This window comes from Antarctobacter sp. (genome assembly GCF_034670325.1).
Taxonomy (GTDB): Bacteria; Pseudomonadota; Alphaproteobacteria; order Rhodobacterales; family Rhodobacteraceae; genus Antarctobacter.
The window spans coordinates 186,265-202,422 of sequence record NZ_JAXMNR010000007.1 but is presented as its reverse complement, the minus strand read 5'-3'; the positions used below and the strand labels follow the sequence as shown (position 1 = coordinate 202,422).

Below are 16,158 nucleotides of genomic sequence, written 5' to 3'. Positions count from 1 at the left end.
GCTGACATGCTAGGGTTTGCGCCGCAGACAACAGGGAGAGACCCATGCAGATCATCTGGCTAGGCCACGGCAGTTTCCGCATCGAGATCGGCGGCGAGGTGCTGCTGATTGACCCGTGGATCAACGGCAATCCGATGATGGAGGGTCAAGACGCAGAGGCCGCCGTCGCAGGCGCGACCCAGATCCTCGTGACCCACGGCCATTTCGACCACACCAATGATATCGTCGAGATCAGCCAAAAGACCGGCGCGCCGGTGTCGGGCATGTATGAACTGGCAACCGCGCTGACCGGGATGGGCGCGGTTGAGGGCAACGCCTTCAACAAGGGTGGCACGGTGCGGTTTGGCGCGGTGGCGGTGACCATGGTCCCCGCCTCGCACAGCTCCTCGATGGCGGTGGACGGGGTGGCCCGCTACATGGGGATGGAGACGGGGTTCATGATCGCGGGCGAGGGTCACACGATCTATCATTCCTCCGACACCGCCATCATGGCCGACATGGGCTGGATGGGGGCCTATTTCAAACCCGACATCGGCATCCTGTCGGCGGGCGGTTATTACACCATGGACATGAAACAGGCGGCATGGGCGGCCAAGGAATACTTTGATTTCAAGACGGTGATCCCCGGGCACTACCGGACCTTCCCCGCGTTGGAACAATCGGCCGAGGTGCTGGCAGAGGGCCTGCCGGGGGTGGATGTGATCGAGCCGCAGGTCATGCAGCCGATCACGGTCTGACACCCAAGCCTGTTCCTTGGTGAGAGCCGAAGCAAGGGAACCGCGCTAAAGGCGCGGCGCGACAGGGTCGGTGGGCGGGCGATGCGGCCCGCAGGGACGCGAGTCCCGTCCCCGACCCGCTCAGGGAATCATGGCGCCCCGACGGTCAAAGCTGACCTTCTCGGTCGTCAGGTCGTCATAGATCACCTCCACCGTCATGCTCTCGACCGACTTCAGCGGGAAGGCGCGATAGGGCAGCCCGTCGTCGGGCAGCATGGCGTTGGGGGCATTGGTCTCCTCGTGGCAGGCGGGCAGCGGCCAGGGTTCCGGCTCTGCCCCGTTGAGACCCACATGGATCGCCACCAGACCGCAGCGCCACGCCCAAAGGTGGGTGACATAGACAAGGTCCTGCCCGTCGAACTCGCGCACCGCGATCCAGTTGGCGCGGGTCGCCCCCAGAATCGGTTTGACCTCGACCGCAGTGGTAAAGCGGCCCGTGGCGACCTGTTGTTCGGCTGTGTAGGGCAGCACGCGCTCCGGCCCCGGATCGGCTTCGGAACTGGGCGGCGGCGCTTCGTCAGAGTAACTCAGCGCATCGGCGGCCTCGACCTGTGGCGCGGGTGCGGTGTCAACCCGCTCGGCGGCCCCGTCTGGTCCGCCACTGGCGATGGCAATGACGATTAGAATGAGATCAAGCATAAGGCGCGTCCTGTCTGAAATTCCCGGGTCAGGCCGCTTTCGGTGCGGCCCCCGCCCGCCTATAGTGCCGACAAAAGGTCAACTGGCAGGATCACCATGACACGCGAGTGCGGCGCGGCTCAAACTGTAAATATCCTGATCGTCGCACAGGCCGGTCGGCTGTCCTATGAGGCGGTGCTTTTTGCCGCCTCTTTGCAGGCGCAGGGTGAGGACCGCTTTCGCCTGATCGTGGCGGAACCCGCGCCCGGGCCGCTGTGGGAGTCCGATCCCCGCATCCGCCAGCCTGAGGTGCGCGCCCTGCTAGAGGATCTGGGCGCAGACATCCGCCCCTTTGAGGCACAGCACTTTGGCGCATCCTATCCATATGGCAACAAGATCGAGGCGCTGCGCGTCTTGCCAGAGGGAGAGCCGTTTGTCTTTTTCGACACCGACACGCTGATCCTTGACCGCCTGTCGCGGGTGCCCTTCGATTTCGACCGCCCCACCGCGTCGATGCGACGCGAAGGGACATGGCCGCAAATAGAGCTATACGGGCCGGGCTACACGCAGATCTGGAAGGCGCTTTATGACCGGTTCGGACTGGACTTTGACAGCAGCCTCGATCTGAGCTGGCCCGATGAATACTGGCGGCGGTATCTCTATTTCAACGCCGGGTATTTCTTCTACAAATGCCCCCGGCTGTTCGGGGATCGCTTTCTTGAATACGCTCTGACGGTGCGCGACGACCCGCCCGCCGAACTGGTCTGCCAAAGCTTTGACCCATGGCTGGATCAGGTGGTCCTGCCGCTGGTGATCCATGGGCTGGGCGGCGCGCGCGACACCCTGCCCGAGGGCTTGCTGGACGGCGAGGTCAGCTGTCACTACCGGGTGCTGCCCCTGCTCTATGCGCGCGAGGCGGACCGGGTGGTCGAAGTGCTCGAAGAGGTCACAGCCCCCAACCGGGTCAAGAAAGTGCTCAAGGGTTATGACGCGATCAAGCGGATGATCTATCAGGAGCGCGGTCAAAAGGTGCGCGCGCTGTTCGACCGGGACGACCTGCCCCGCCGCGAGCAGGCGATCCGCAACAAGATCAAGCGCGAAGGATTCTGGATGCGCTAGGCGCAGATTTGACGCCGTGTCATTGCCGCCCCGTGGTATGCTGCTACAGCGATCAGGACGAGGTGATTTGATGTCAGATTTTGTCACGGTGCTGGTAGGCACCACCAAGGGTCTGTTCCTGCTGCGCTCTGACGCCGCGCGGTCGGACTGGACGGTCAGCGGGCCGCTTTGCGACGGCTGGTCAATCAATCACGCGATTGGGGACGCGACCAGCGGCGCGCTCTGGGCCGGGGGTGGCAATGAATTTCACGGGGCGGGTGTCTGGCGGTCGACCGATGGCGGCGAAAGCTGGGCTATGACCAAACTTGCCGACGGCACCATGGATGAGTGGATCCGCAACGATCCCGACACCGCCGCCTTTTTCGGGGCGGAACCGCAGCCGCCCGCGCCCTTTTCTGGCCGGGTCCAGTCGATCTGGTCGCTGGGGCGGGTGAATGACAAGCTCTATGCCGGGGCCAAACCGGCGACCCTGTTTGTCAGCGAAAACGGCGGCGAGACGTGGGACGCGGTCGAAAGCCTGACGGATCACCCCTCGTCCGACAGTTGGCAGCCCGGAGGCGCGGGCCTGACGCTGCACACGATTGTCAACAGCCCGGACGATCCGGCGAAACTGTGGCTGGGGATTTCCTCTGCCGGAGTCTTTGCCACCGAGGATGGCGGCGGCAGCTGGGAGCGGCGCAACCGGCTGTCCAATGCCGAGGCCTGCGGCCATCACCATCACCCGGCGGCCCCGAAGGACGGGGAGACCGGGCATTGCGTCCACAATCTGGTGCGGGCGGGCGGTGCGGGCGACCTGTTGTACCAGCAAAATCACCACGGGGTCTGGCGCTCTGCCGATGGCGGGCGCAGTTGGGATGACATCACCGAGGGGCTGCCCTCGACCTTTGGGTTTCCGGTGGCGGTGCATCCCGATCAGGCCGGTACGCTTTGGGTGCTGCCCCTGAACGGGGACAGTGCCGGGCGATATCCGCCCGACGCCTCGGCGGCGGTCTGGCGGTCGCGCGATGGCGGCGATAGCTGGCAGGCGTGCCGCGCTGGTCTGCCGCAGGCGCATTGCTTTTTCACCGTGCTGAGGCAGGCGATGGCCACCGACCGGGCCGCCGCGCCGGGGGTCTATTTCGGGACCAACTCGGGCTCGATCTTTGCCAGCTTTGACGAAGGCGACAACTGGTCCGAGATCGCGCGGCATCTGCCCACGGTGCTGTCTGTGGAGACCGTGACGGCGGTGTAATCCACCCTTGTCCGCGCGTGGACAGAGGTCACCCCTAGAAAAATCAAGGGGTTACAGAGGCACTTTTACCTTTGGGTAACGATTGGCCGGTCCGGGCGCACCGTACGATCCGGCCATTTTCCATGCTTAGTTCAGCGTATAACAGGCCGGGTCCGAGGCACAGCGGCCAATGGCGGCGCGCAGGGCCGGTGACTTGCCGTCTTGATACTGGTTGTACCCGGCAGGCAGCATGTCGTGGCGTTCAAGCTGATGCTGGTAGAGGTCGAACACCCGCGCATTGGCGGAAAAATCGCTGGTGACATTGTCCAGCCGGTCGTAGTGGGACAGCCATACGCGCTCTGCCTCGGCATTGCGGCCCAGCGCCGCCAGCGCCAGACCGCGATAGAAATCGGCCTGATCCATGTAAGAGCTGGTGAACCGCGCCACCTCCAGCAGCGCGTTGTCTGGCTGATCCGCCATCAAGAGCAGGCGCACATACCAATCCCTGTCATAGCTTTGAAATCCCGTCATCCGAAGCGACTCTTGGTAGTCGGCGAGCCGCTTTTGCGGGGCATCCCTATGGGCATCCGACCGGGTGCGATAGGCATTGACGGCTTCGGTTGTCAGCAGCCATCCGGTGTCGATCGCGCGGGTACACTGCTCTATCGTGTCGTCCTGATAATATTCGCACTCTGCCATCGCGGCCTTGGCGTGCTCGCGCCGCGCTGTGTCAAAATATAGCGGCCCCTCGGGCAGATTTACGACATAAGACAGGCCAAACGCCTCACTGTAGTCGTCATAGCCGATCCGACCGGAAATCACGCAGTCGGTGGCGGCGGCGCAGGCCGCAAGGGCGGCGCGTGACCCGGCACCGAACTTGCCGTCAATCGCGCCCGTGTAGAAGCCTGACCTTTGCAGAAAGCCTTGCAGGTCTTTGGCGCTGGTGTCGGTTTCGTCCTGATCCTCTTCGAAGATCGCCCCCATCCATGCCTCGACCGCCTCATCCGCGCGCCCGAGGCGGGCAAGGATATTGCCGTACACCACATCTGTCTCCCGTTGAAAGAAAGAGCGCGACCATTGGCTGGTGACGGCCCGCACCGCCTCCACGTCGTCAAGCGCGCCCGCGTAATCGCCTTTGCGGTAGCGGATGGCGGCGCGATTCTTGAATAGACTGTGGTCCGGGGGCACCGCGTCGATGAGCCGGGTCATGACGACTTCAGCCTCTTCAAACGCCTCGATTGCGGCATATTGCACGGCAAGGAAATTCGCGATTTGCGTGCGCTCCTCAGCGTCGAAATCGCCCTCCTGCAACATCGCCTCACACAGATGGATGTTCATTTCCGGCTGGCCCTGATTGCAACTGCCCTGCCCGTCCGGTTCGCCCAATGCCACCAGAAGACTGCTGGAGGCGCTGCGGCTGAGATCCAGCGAAGTGTCGGAGACCGGCACCGGCAACAGGTCTGGCGCGGCATCCGTGTCCGGCGGCAGGCAGTCGCTTTCATAGCTGCACCGTTGCACGGCGATGCGGGTCAGCGCGGTATAGCGGCCGTCGGCGGCCTGATCGAGATAGCCGGCGCTGGCCAGCGCCTGTTGCCATGCGCGCACCCGGCTGTCGCCCTGTGGCCTGTCGGACAACAGGTCATCCCAGACCTGAAAGGCGGTGTTCACATTGCCCGCCGCGCGTTCGAACAGGCCCAACCGGGCAAGGAACCGTTCGGGGGGCGCGGATGTAGCGTCAATGGCGGCGCGCATGGCCAGCGCCGCGTCCGCGTGCCGCCCCAGCGCGTCCAGCGCCAGCGCGCGGTTTTCCAAAAGCGCCGGAGTGTCCGGGCGCAGCGTCAGCGCGGCCTGAAACGCCTCATGCGCGGCAAAGGCGTCTCCGGTGGCGAAAAACGCGGCCCCCACGGCGTTTTGCAGCGCCGCCGCTTCGGTATCGTCCCACTCGCCAGAGGCCAGCGCGGCGCGGCAGACGCGCAGGATCTGCTCCCACCCGTCGGCCTCGGTGCAGGCGCGCGCGGCCCCTTGCGCGGCGGGGGCCTTGGCGGTGTCTTTGGCGGTCCCGGCGGCGTCGGGGGCCAGCGCGATGGCCAGTTGCCGTTCGGCGGCCTGCGCCGTCGGGCAGTTGGCAAAGCGTTGCAGATGCAGGCGCAGCCCCTCCGCGCCCAGTGCGGTGATCCGGTCCAGATGCGCCTGCGCCCCGGCGCAGGGGGCGGCATTGACGATGCCCAGCGTCGCCAGTTCCTGACCGGTAAAGACATACATGTCGTCCGCCGGGGTCAGCAGCATCTTGTTGACCACGGCCCCGTGGACCCCGAAATCGTCATAAGCGGTCATGATGTCGGCCAGCGCAACCTGCCCGGACCGCAGGCTGTCGCTGTTCGAGGCCAGTTGGTGTACGCCCAGCGCGCCATCAGCGGTGCGGGCGACCCCGGCAAAGAACAGGTAGGAACAGGCGGAAAAACAATCTGCGCCTTCGGGGATCACCGTGCTCAGGCCCGCCTCGCGGACGGTATAGGCCATGGTCAGTGCCGAATGCACCGACCCGCCGCGACTGGACAGCGACAGTTGGCTGACCTGCGGATAGGTGCTGAGGGCGCGGTTTAGCAGAACCGGCGTGCGGATGTCGATGGCATCGACCAGCGACAGGACATGCGGAGTGTCGGTGTCGTAAGTGATTGGATAGAATTCGGTCTTCTGTTCTGCCGCCGCTGTTTGCGCGCCGATCATCAGCGCAACGGTCAAAATGCGGAAATTGGCGGGACAAATCATGCCAGCAAACCTCATGAACGGGTTCCGGACTGGCGCGGGAATTGCGCCGGAACAGGGGCAATCCTGCACGAAACCGGGCCTGATCTCAATGATTTTGCACGGAGGGCGGCCTTGGCGGTTCTTGTCGAAGCCCGCTGGAAGAACCGCTTTCAATCCCCTACTGCTAAACGCACAGGACATTAGGGAGAGACAAATATGACTCAGGAAGAACCCAGCTACGGTTTTGACACGCTTCAGATCCACGCAGGCGCGCGGCCCGATCCGGCCACCGGCGCGCGGCAGGTGCCGATTTATCAGACCACAGCCTATGTGTTCCGCGATGCCGAACACGCCGCCGCGTTGTTCAACCTGCAAGAGGTCGGATACATCTATTCGCGCCTGACCAACCCCACCGTTGCCGCCCTGCAAGAGCGGGTTGCGGTGCTGGAGGGCGGCGTGGGCGCTGTCTGCTGTTCCTCGGGTCACGCGGCGCAGATCATGGCGCTGTTTCCGCTGATGGCGCCCGGGCGCAATGTGGTGGTGTCGACGCGGCTGTACGGTGGCTCGATCACCCAGTTCAGCCAGACCATCAAGCGCTTTGGCTGGTCCGCAACCTTTGTCGATTTTGACGATCTGGATGCGGTGGCGGCGGCGATTGATGACGACACCCGCGCGGTGTTCTGCGAGAGCATCGCCAACCCGGGCGGCTATATCACCGATCTGGATGCAATTTCCGCGATTGCCGACAAGGCGGGTCTGCCGCTGATCGTCGACAACACCTCGGCCACGCCCTACCTCTGCCGCCCGATTGATCATGGCGCGACGCTGGTCGTGCATTCGATGACCAAGTACCTGACCGGTAATGGCACCGTGACCGGCGGTGTGGTGGTGGATTCGGGCAAGTTCGACTGGTCCGCCAGCGACAAGTTCCCGTCCCTGTCGGAGCCGGAACCGGCCTATCACGGGCTGAAGTTCCATGAGACTTTCGGCCCGCTGGCGTTCACTTTTCACGGCATCGCCATCGGGTTGCGCGATCTGGGCATGACGCTGAACCCGCAGGCGGCGCATTACACGCTGATGGGGATCGAGACGCTGAGCCTGCGGATGGAGCGCCACGTCGAGAACGCGATGAAGATCGCCGCATGGCTGGAGGGACATGACGCGGTGGCGGGTGTGACCTATGCCGGGCTACCGTCGTCGCCCTATAACGACCGGGTGGCGCGGATTTGCCCGAAAGGCGCGGGCGGTCTGTTCACCGTGGCGCTGAAGGGCGGCTACGAGTCCTGCATCAAGTTTGTCGACGCGCTGGAGATCTTTAGCCATGTCGCCAACCTTGGCGATACCCGCAGTCTTGTGATCCACTCGGCCTCGACCACGCACCGGCAGTTGTCCGAAGAGCAGCAGGTTGCGGCGGGGGCCGCCCCCAACGTGGTGCGCATCTCCATCGGGATCGAGGATGCGGACGATCTGATCGCCGACCTCAATCAGGCGCTGAACAAGGCCAAGTAAAACGACAAAGGGCGGGGAATTCCCCGCCCTTTCCTGTTACGTTGCCCGGTGTCCCCGGCGTCCCCGGTGACCAAAGCGTCAGTCGGCGATGGTAAAGACCATTGTCACCTCGGCGCGCACCTCCAGTTCGCCCGCCGCGACCGGCACGTCCTTGGCGACAACCGCCTCTTCCATTATCATCGGTTCCGCCCGCGCGATGGAGCGCACCAACGGCTCTGCCGTATCGCGCAGTTCCAGCACCGGGCCAAGCGTCACCCCCGCCGCGTCGGCGTAAAGCTTGGCCTTGGCGATGGCGTCGGCCACCGCGCGGCGACGGGCCTCATCCTCGATCGGGCGCGGCTCTTGCACGCTGAACGACAGGTTTTGCAGTCGGTTGGCGCCATCGTCCAGAACCGCCGACAACAGCGCGCTGATCCCGTCAAGGTCACGCACCCGCACGCTGACCGTGTTGGTGGCGTAAAAGCCCAGAAAGACGTCCTCATTGCGATTGTTGTCCCAGCGGGTCTGTTCATTGACCCGCAATTGGGTGGTCTGGATGTCGCGCGTTTCGACCCCGAGACCGGCAAGCCGGGCAAGAATCGCCTCGACCGCGTCGGAGGTGGCGTTCATCGCCTCGACCGCCGTGGGACCGCGCCCGTCGGCCCCCAGCGTGATCACCGCCATGTCCGGAACGACCGCCAGATGGCCCTCGCCCGAGACGCTCAGGCGGCCCTCTGCCGCCGCGACATGCGGCAGCGAAAGCGCCACTACCGTCAAGAATGCCAAAATTCGCATAAATTGCCTCACAATCTGTAGGATTCTGTAATGACTGTCTCGCGATCGGGTGAAATCGGCAAGGGTGCAACAGCTGCTTTCTTTTCTTCGGCAAAGAGTTGCCTTATATAATTTAGACGCTGCGCAAGGACTCCCGCAGTGATGGCAGGCCTGATAAGAACCGCTCATGACACCAAATTTTGCGCTCTCGCTCTCTTTCGAAGGTATCAGCCTGCTCCGGCGGATGGGTCCACGTTGGGCCCTGATCGACGACGTTGCTCTGGATCATGATGACTTTGACGCGCAGGTCCTGAACCTGCGCGACCATGCCGAACGTCTGGACCCGACCGGCGCGCAAGTCGCGCTGATCATTCCGAACGAGCAGATCCGTTATCTGGATCAGCCCGACCTTGGGGGGGACGAAATCAGCCGCGATGTGGCGATCCGCGCCTCTCTGGACGGGGCGACGCCCTATGCGGTGTCGGACCTTGTTTTCGATTACGTGGTCAGTGGTGGGCGGCTGCAAGTTGCGGCGGTGGCACAGGAAACGCTGGACGAGGCGCAGAGCTTTGCCCGCGAACACGGGTTTGAGCCGGTCTGCTTTCTGGCCAAAGCGGCAAGGGACGCCTTTGACGGGCCGGTGTTCTTTGGCAAGACCGGGAACTGGAACCGCGTTGTCACGCGCCCGTCCCGTGCCATCGACATTGTCCCGGCGGATGAGGCCGCGTTGCGCCCGCTGCCGAAACCGGAACTGGTGACCCCGCCCGCGCCGAAACCCGCCGCAGCGCCCGAGCCTGTGGCCGAGCCAATTGCGCAGCAGTCGCCACAGCCCGAGGCCGCGCCGGAGCCGCTGGTGCAAACGACCCCAGCGCCAAAGCCGGTGCCGCAACCGGCGTTCCACCAGCGACCAGAGCCCGAGGTTGAGGTCCAACCGGACCCGCCCGCGCCGCAGATGCCGGTGACCCCGCCTGTCGCCGCGCCAAAGGCCCCGGCCCAAGCAGCGCCAAAGGCCCCTCCAAAAGCACCGGCAGCGGCGAAACCGCTGGCCGCACCGACCGCCTCCGCAGCACCGGTGGCGACGAAACCTGTGCCCTCTCCGGTCGCCGCCAAGGCAAAAACGCCAGAGACGCCGCGCGCAGACAGCGCCCCGGTGGCCCCGGCCCCCACGACAGAGACGGACACACCCCCGGCCTTTTCGACCATCCGTGCCGGGCGCGGTCTGCCGGACGGCGCCGCCCCTGCCCTGACCGGCGCATTGAAATCGCGGTTCACGCCCGTCACCCCTCACGGCTCTGACGTACCCGCAGCCGATCCCACGCCGGAAGAGAAGAAAGCCTCTGGCAAGACAGGGTTTTTCGCCACGCCTGCGGCCTCGGCGCTGCTCGCGCAGGCGGCTGCCGCCGTCGAGGCGACAGAGATCGCCCAGCGAGACAAACCCGCAAAACCGGACGCGCCGAAGCGCCCGGAGCTGCCACCCAGGCTGAAAGCCAAGACCAAGGCAAAGGCCCCGGCAAAGGCCGGCCTGAAAGCCCTGCCCAAGATGGCCGCCGCGCGCGTCGCCGGTCTGGCGGCGGCCCCGCCGCGCGCCGCAAAGATGGATGAGACCATCGCCCCGCCGGTGGCGGCGCGTCAGGCAACGCCCGCACCCACCCGCGCCGCGCGCCCCAATCCTCTGGCCAAGCTGGCCGCCCTGCGGGGACCGCGTCCGAACGCCGAAATCGGCGGTCCGGCCTTTGCCACCGGCGGGGCCGCAACGGCCACCGCAAGCCCCGCCCATGCGATGTTCGGGTCGTCGAACGAGCGGGACCGGATGACCGTCTTTGGCGCGCGCGACCGCGGCGAGACCGGCGGCAAGCCCCGCTACCTTGGCCTCTTGCTGACCGCACTGCTGTTACTGTTCCTCGCCGGGGTTGCGGCATGGGCCTCGGTCTTTCTGGAGGACGGGCTTGCGCGGCTCTTCCGTTCTGGGGATGAGCCCCCGGCCAGCGCGGTTGCATCGCTTCCCGATGGCGCGGATGCGCCGGATGCGCTCGACAACGGGGTTGTTCTTGAATCCGCGTCGCCCGCCGCCATCTCTCCTCCGGCGGTGTCGTTGCGGCCCGTGGCCCGGCCCGCCGAGGACATTCGTCTGGCCGCCTTCGATACCCCCGATGTCGTTCCTGACGCGCCGGTGCCGCCCTTGTCGGTTCCGCTTGACCCGCGCCAGTTGACCGCCGAAGAGGCCGCCGCCACCTATGCCGCCACCGGCATCTGGCAGCGCGCGCCGGTCAAGCCGATGACACCGCCCGCAGATGGCGTCGATGACATCTACGCCGCCTCGATCGACCCCAGCATCCAGATTTTCGACGCCGTGGCCCTGCCCGACGCCAAGGAACTGGAGCGGGAGCCGAGCCTGCAAGACCCCGGCCTGCCGCCGCCTGCGGGTCTGACCTTTGACTTTGACCAGCGCGATGTTGTGCGCGCCACCCCCGAGGGCGCGCTGACCCCGGATGGTTTGCGCATTTTCACCGGCCGCCCGCCGGTCATCCCGCCGCTGCGCGGCGAAAGCACCTCGGCCGGGCCGGTTGTCCCGGAGACGCCGGATGGCACAACCACGGTGCCGCGCCTGCGCCCGCAAGCCCGCCCGAGCGACATCATCGAACAGCGTGAGCGTAGCCAGTTGCGCGGCATCACCCGCACCGAACTGGCCAGCATCCGCCCGACCATGCGCCCCGTCACCGTACAGGAGCAGGCCGAGGTGGACGCACCCGACGCCACCGATCAGGCGGTGGCGCGGTCCTTGGTGCCGGTCGGTCGCCCGCGCAACATGGAGGCCATCGTGGATCGGGCCGACCGCAGCATTGCGCCCAGCCCGGTACAGACCGCCGCCGTCGCCGCTGTTGCGCCCCGCACCGTCGCGCCCAAGATCCCGTCAAGCACCAGCGTCGCCCGCTCTGCCACGCTGGAAAACGCGATAAACCTGAAGAAGATCAACCTGATTGGGGTTTATGGCGCTTCCGACAACCGCCGCGCCTTGGTGCGTCTGGCCAATGGCAAATACCAGAAGGTCAAGGTTGGCGATCGGCTGGATGGTGGTCAGGTGACGGCCATCGGCGATGAGGACCTGCGCTATTCCAAGGGCAGCCGGAACGTGACGTTGACGATTCCGCGCGGCTGACCGGCTATCGAAACATTGGAACGCAAAAGCCCCGCCAGAGACTGACGGGGCTTTTTTCGTCCTGTGTTGCGGTGGTCAGGCGACGTCGCCCAACTCTCCGCTTTCGATCTGCTCGCGTTCGATGGATTCGAAGAGCGCCTTGAAGTTGCCCTCACCGAAACCGTCATCGCCCTTGCGCTCGATGAATTCAAAGAAGATCGGCCCGATCACGGTCTTTGAGAAGATTTGCAGCAGGATTCGGGTTTCACCGCCGTCCACCACGCCTTCGCCGTCGATCAGGATACCGTGCTTCTTCATACGGTCCAGCGGCTCATCATGGCCTTTCACGCGGTCAAACGACATGTCGTAGTAGGCGTCCGGCGGGCCGGGCATGAACTTGACCCCCAGTTCGGCGATCTGGTCGGTGGCGTCATAGATGTCACGCGCGCCGACGGCGATGTGCTGGATGCCTTCGCCATTGTACTTTTTCAGATAGGCGACGATCTGGCCCTTCTCGCCCCGGTCTTCGTTGATCGGGATGCGGATACGGCCACAGGGAGAGGTCAGCGCGCGGCTGAACAGCCCGGTGAATTTGCCCTCGATGTCGAAAAAGCGGATTTCGCGGAAGTTGAACAGGTCCCCGTAGAAGTGGAACCACTTGTCCATATTGCCCTTGAAAACGTTGTGGGTCAGGTGATCGAGGTAATAGAACCCCACGCCGCGCGGCTTGGACTGTTCGATCCAGTCAAACTCGGCGTTGTAGGGCGAGGTGTCATAATACTGATCGGTGAAATAGATCAGGCTGCCGCCGATGCCCTTGATCGCGGGCCAGTCGACGGTTTTGTCGGCACCCTCGTAAGGCTCTGCCCCCTTGGCGATGGCATGGTCATAGGCGTGCTGCGCATCGACCACGCGCCACGCCATTGCGGGGGCGCAGGGGCCGTGTTCGGCAACAAACTTGGCCGCAAAGCTGTCGGGTTCGGCGTTCAGCACGTAGGTGATGTCCCCCTGCTGCCAAAGCTCGATCTGTTTGGTCTTGTGGTTGGCGACATGGGCATAGCCCATGCGGGCAAAGAGATCGCGCAGGTCCTGCGGCTCCGGGCTTGCGAATTCGACAAATTCGAATCCGTCGGTGCCAGCGGGGTTCTCTGCGGTGATGGCGGCCTGCGGGGCGTCGTGCGGGAAGGGTCCCATGCGTCTCTCCTGCTGTGAATGTCCTACAAGCAATGTATCTTTACCGGGGCGCGGGTTTTGCGCATAATTGGCCAATATGGCAGACAGGGTGCGCGGAATGCGCCTGAAAGGCAGGTTTCATGCAGGAAAAGCGCGCGACTCTGGATGCGACGGATATTGCCCTGCTGGATGCGGTTCAGCGGGATGGTCAGACCACCGCGCAGGATCTCAGCGCCGCCTTGAACCTGTCGCCCAGTCAGGCGGGGCGGCGGCGGCAGCGTCTGGAAGAGGCGGGCGTCATTCGCGGCTATCGCGCACGGCTGGACCCGGAACGTCTGGGCCTTGATGTGCAGGCCTTTGTTCAGGTGCAACTGGCGCGGCACGGGGCCAAGGAAGGCGCGGAATTCGCGCGGTTGCTGCGCGTCCGGCCTGAAATCATCTCTGCCTGGACCATGACGGGCGAGGCCGACTACCTGCTGCGGGTCTATTGCCCGGACCTGACATCGCTCAACCGCCTGATTCACGAGGTTCTGCTGGCGCACCCGGTGGTGGCGCGGGTGCATTCACAGATCGTGATGGACCAGCCCAAGGCGGATGCGCCCCTGCCCATAGGTTGACGTGCCGCGCTAGAACGGCACGTCGTCGGCGGTGTGAATGAACCGGGCGACCACCTTTTTGATGCCCGCCTTTTCAAACTCGATTTCCAGCTTGTCGCCTTCGATGCCAAGGATCGCGCCGTAGCCGAATTTCTGGTGAAACACCCGGTCACCGACCGTATGGGCCGAGACGGCCTCTAGATCGATGACCTGTGACCGGCTTTCGCGGGGTTGGCTGACCGGGCGCTGGTTTTGCCGTTCCTGAAGGCGTTTCCAGCCGGGAGAGTTGTAGACATTCGCCTCTGCCGCGCGTTGTTCGACGCCCGAGGAATAGCCCCCCATGCCACCGCTTGCCGCCGCCCCGTAGCCGCCACCATAGAGGCCGGGCGGTGTCAGCACCTCGACATGCTCCTCTGGCAATTCATCGACAAAGCGCGAGGGCATTTGCGATTGCCACTGGCCAAAGACACGGCGGTTGCCCGCAAAGCTGATGGTACAGACCTCTTCGGCGCGGGTGATGCCCACGTAGGCCAGCCGCCGTTCCTCTTCGAGGCCTTTGACGCCGCTTTCGTCCATGCTGCGCTGCGACGGGAACAGCCCATCCTCCCAGCCCGGCAGGAAGACCACGGGAAACTCCAGCCCCTTGGCCGCGTGCAGCGTCATGATCGACACCTTGGCCCCGGCCTCGTCCTTTTCGTTGTCCATGACCAGCGCGACGTGCTCGAGGAACCCCTGAAGATTTTCAAAGCTTTCCAGCGCCTTGACCAGTTCCTTGAGGTTTTCCAGACGTCCGGGGGCCTCTGGCGTCTTGTCGTTCTGCCACATGCCGGTGTAGCCGCTTTCGTCCAGCACGATCTCAGCCAGCTCCATATGGCTGACGTCCTTGTCGCCGGTCATGCGGCCCCAACGGGCAAGGCCCACGATCAGTTCCCCCAGCGCCTTGGCGCCCTTGCCCTTGATCGCGCCCTGTTCGACCGCCAGCGCGGCCCCGTCCACAAGGCTGACGCCGTTTTCGCGGGCGATGCGCTGGATGGTCTGCTGCGCCTTGTCGCCAAGGCCGCGCTTGGGCGTGTTGACGACGCGCTCAAACGCAAGATCATCGGTGGGGGACACGACGAGGCGGAAATAGGCCATCGCATCGCGGATCTCCATCCGCTCATAGAATCGCGGGCCGCCGATGACGCGGTAGGGCAGACCGATGGTCAGAAAGCGGTCCTCAAAGGCGCGCATCTGGTGGCTGGCGCGCACGAGGATCGCCATGTCGTCCAGCGAATAGGGCCGCATCCCGCGGGTGCCGCCCTGCATCGATTCGATTTCCTCACCGATCCAGCGCGCCTCTTCCTCACCGTCCCAATGGCCGATCAGGCGCACCTTTTCGCCGTCCTGCGCTTCGGTCCACAGTTCCTTGCCCAGACGCCCGGTGTTGCCCCGGATCACGCCGGAGGCGGCGGCAAGGATATGCGGCGTGGAGCGATAGTTCTGTTCCAGCCGCACCACATGCGCGCCGGGAAAATCCTTTTCGAACCGCAGGATATTGCCCACCTCGGCGCCGCGCCAGCCATAGATCGACTGGTCATCGTCGCCGACGCAGCAGATGTTCTTGTGCTGTGACGCCAGCAGGCGCAGCCAGAGATACTGCGCCACGTTGGTATCCTGATACTCGTCCACGAGGATGTACCGGAACCAGCGTTGGTACTGCGCAAGGATGTCCGGGTGCGTCTGGAAGATGGTGACCATGTGCATCAGCAGGTCACCGAAATCGACGGCATTGAGTTCCAACAGGCGACGCTGGTAGGCGGCGTAGAGTTCCGGGCCGCGATGGTTGAAAGCCCCGCCGTCCGCCGCCGGCACCTTGTCCGGGGTCAGGGCGCGGTTTTTCCAGCCGTCGATGATATTGGCCAGTTGCCGCGCGGGCCAGCGTTTGTCGTCGATGCCCGCCGCCTGCACCAGTTGCTTGAGCAGGCGCAACTGGTCGTCGGTGTCGAGGATGGTGAAGTTCGATTTCAGGTGCAGGGCGGGCTGCGAATCGGCCCCCTCGACCACCTGATCGGAGTCGGCCCCGGCGGTGATCAGTTCGGCGTGGCGGCGCAATTGTTTCACGCAGATCGAGTGGAAGGTGCCCAGCCACGGCATCCCCTCGACCGTCTGGCCCAGCATCCGCGAGATGCGGTTCTTCATCTCGCGCGCGGCCTTGTTGGTGAAGGTGACAGAGAGAATCTCGTTCGGGCGGGCGCGTCCGGTGTTCAGCAGGTGGACGACGCGCGCGGTCAGCGCCTTGGTCTTGCCCGTCCCGGCCCCCGCCAGCATCAGCACCGGGCCATCCAGCACCTCGACCGCCTCCCGCTGGGCCGGGTTCAGCTCATCCAGATAGGGGGCGGGGCGCGCCGCTATGGCGCGCGCCGAAAGCGAGGACGCCTCAAACGCGTCGAATTCATCGAAACTGCTCATGGCGCCAATCTAGCGCCAACGCGCGCTCAGGGGAAGGGCATGTTCGCCCTATGTTCGCCCCGTGCGCGACGA

General features: G+C 64.7%; 11 protein-coding genes. 6 read left to right on the top strand and 5 right to left on the bottom strand.

The window, feature by feature from the left end; genetic code table 11:
* Positions 1–44: 44 nt before the first annotated feature.
* Positions 45–737: a metal-dependent hydrolase gene (locus tag VOI21_RS18200; RefSeq protein ID WP_323771378.1), complete on the top strand. Its 693-nt coding sequence runs from the start codon at positions 45–47 to the stop codon at positions 735–737.
* A 120-nt stretch (positions 738–857) separates the two neighbouring features.
* Here VOI21_RS18200 and VOI21_RS18195 read toward each other — a convergent pair whose 3' ends face one another.
* A complete protein-coding gene (locus VOI21_RS18195; protein WP_323771377.1) occupies positions 858–1,415 on the bottom strand; it encodes a hypothetical protein in 558 nt (185 codons plus the stop codon).
* Between the two features lie 96 nt (positions 1,416–1,511).
* Here VOI21_RS18195 and VOI21_RS18190 point away from each other — a divergent pair, with 96 nt between their 5' ends.
* Positions 1,512–2,513: a hypothetical protein gene (locus VOI21_RS18190; RefSeq protein ID WP_323771376.1), complete on the top strand. Its 1,002-nt coding sequence runs from the start codon at positions 1,512–1,514 to the stop codon at positions 2,511–2,513.
* Between the two features lie 70 nt (positions 2,514–2,583).
* Entirely contained in the window at positions 2,584–3,744 is a 1,161-nt protein-coding gene (locus VOI21_RS18185; RefSeq protein WP_323771375.1) for a sialidase family protein, read from the top strand.
* Positions 3,745–3,870: 126 nt separating this feature from the next.
* On the opposite strand, the gene VOI21_RS18180 is transcribed toward VOI21_RS18185, so the two are convergent.
* Positions 3,871–6,507, bottom strand: a complete 2,637-nt coding sequence (locus VOI21_RS18180) for a hypothetical protein (protein ID WP_323771374.1) — start codon at positions 6,505–6,507, stop codon at positions 3,871–3,873.
* Positions 6,508–6,687: 180 nt separating this feature from the next.
* Between VOI21_RS18180 and VOI21_RS18175 the strand changes: the two genes are divergently transcribed.
* Positions 6,688–7,980: an O-acetylhomoserine aminocarboxypropyltransferase/cysteine synthase family protein gene (locus VOI21_RS18175; protein WP_323771373.1), complete on the top strand. Its 1,293-nt coding sequence runs from the start codon at positions 6,688–6,690 to the stop codon at positions 7,978–7,980.
* Between the two features lie 78 nt (positions 7,981–8,058).
* On the opposite strand, the gene VOI21_RS18170 is transcribed toward VOI21_RS18175, so the two are convergent.
* Complete coding sequence (locus tag VOI21_RS18170; RefSeq protein WP_323771372.1) at positions 8,059–8,754, bottom strand: SIMPL domain-containing protein; 696 nt, start codon at positions 8,752–8,754, stop codon at positions 8,059–8,061.
* Positions 8,755–8,920: 166 nt separating this feature from the next.
* Here VOI21_RS18170 and VOI21_RS18165 point away from each other — a divergent pair, with 166 nt between their 5' ends.
* Positions 8,921–11,890 (top strand): hypothetical protein, encoded by a 2,970-nt coding sequence (locus VOI21_RS18165; RefSeq protein ID WP_323771371.1) that lies wholly within the window; start codon positions 8,921–8,923, stop codon positions 11,888–11,890.
* A 75-nt stretch (positions 11,891–11,965) separates the two neighbouring features.
* Here the strand turns inward: VOI21_RS18165 and hppD are convergent, their stop codons facing one another.
* Complete coding sequence (gene hppD, locus VOI21_RS18160; protein ID WP_323771370.1) at positions 11,966–13,063, bottom strand: 4-hydroxyphenylpyruvate dioxygenase; 1,098 nt, start codon at positions 13,061–13,063, stop codon at positions 11,966–11,968.
* Positions 13,064–13,182: 119 nt separating this feature from the next.
* On the opposite strand from hppD, the gene VOI21_RS18155 reads away from it, so the two are divergent.
* A complete protein-coding gene (locus VOI21_RS18155; RefSeq protein WP_323771369.1) occupies positions 13,183–13,659 on the top strand; it encodes an Lrp/AsnC family transcriptional regulator in 477 nt (158 codons plus the stop codon).
* A gap of 9 nt (positions 13,660–13,668) precedes the next feature.
* Here VOI21_RS18155 and VOI21_RS18150 read toward each other — a convergent pair whose 3' ends face one another.
* Entirely contained in the window at positions 13,669–16,086 is a 2,418-nt protein-coding gene (locus tag VOI21_RS18150; RefSeq protein ID WP_323771368.1) for an ATP-dependent helicase, read from the bottom strand.
* Between the last annotated feature and the right edge of the window lie 72 nt (positions 16,087–16,158).

Bases quoted from the DNA above. Each gene is read 5' to 3' on its own strand.
- VOI21_RS18200 (WP_323771378.1), top strand. From the start codon at position 45: ATGCAGATCATCTGGCTAGGCCACGGCAGTTTCCGCATCGAGATCGGC.
- VOI21_RS18195 (WP_323771377.1), bottom strand. From the start codon at position 1,415: ATGCTTGATCTCATTCTAATCGTCATTGCCATCGCCAGTGGCGGACCA.
- VOI21_RS18190 (WP_323771376.1), top strand. From the start codon at position 1,512: ATGACACGCGAGTGCGGCGCGGCTCAAACTGTAAATATCCTGATCGTC.
- VOI21_RS18185 (WP_323771375.1), top strand. From the start codon at position 2,584: ATGTCAGATTTTGTCACGGTGCTGGTAGGCACCACCAAGGGTCTGTTC.
- VOI21_RS18180 (WP_323771374.1), bottom strand. From the start codon at position 6,507: ATGAGGTTTGCTGGCATGATTTGTCCCGCCAATTTCCGCATTTTGACC.
- VOI21_RS18175 (WP_323771373.1), top strand. From the start codon at position 6,688: ATGACTCAGGAAGAACCCAGCTACGGTTTTGACACGCTTCAGATCCAC.
- VOI21_RS18170 (WP_323771372.1), bottom strand. From the start codon at position 8,754: ATGCGAATTTTGGCATTCTTGACGGTAGTGGCGCTTTCGCTGCCGCAT.
- VOI21_RS18165 (WP_323771371.1), top strand. From the start codon at position 8,921: ATGACACCAAATTTTGCGCTCTCGCTCTCTTTCGAAGGTATCAGCCTG.
- hppD (WP_323771370.1), bottom strand. From the start codon at position 13,063: ATGGGACCCTTCCCGCACGACGCCCCGCAGGCCGCCATCACCGCAGAG.
- VOI21_RS18155 (WP_323771369.1), top strand. From the start codon at position 13,183: ATGCAGGAAAAGCGCGCGACTCTGGATGCGACGGATATTGCCCTGCTG.
- VOI21_RS18150 (WP_323771368.1), bottom strand. From the start codon at position 16,086: ATGAGCAGTTTCGATGAATTCGACGCGTTTGAGGCGTCCTCGCTTTCG.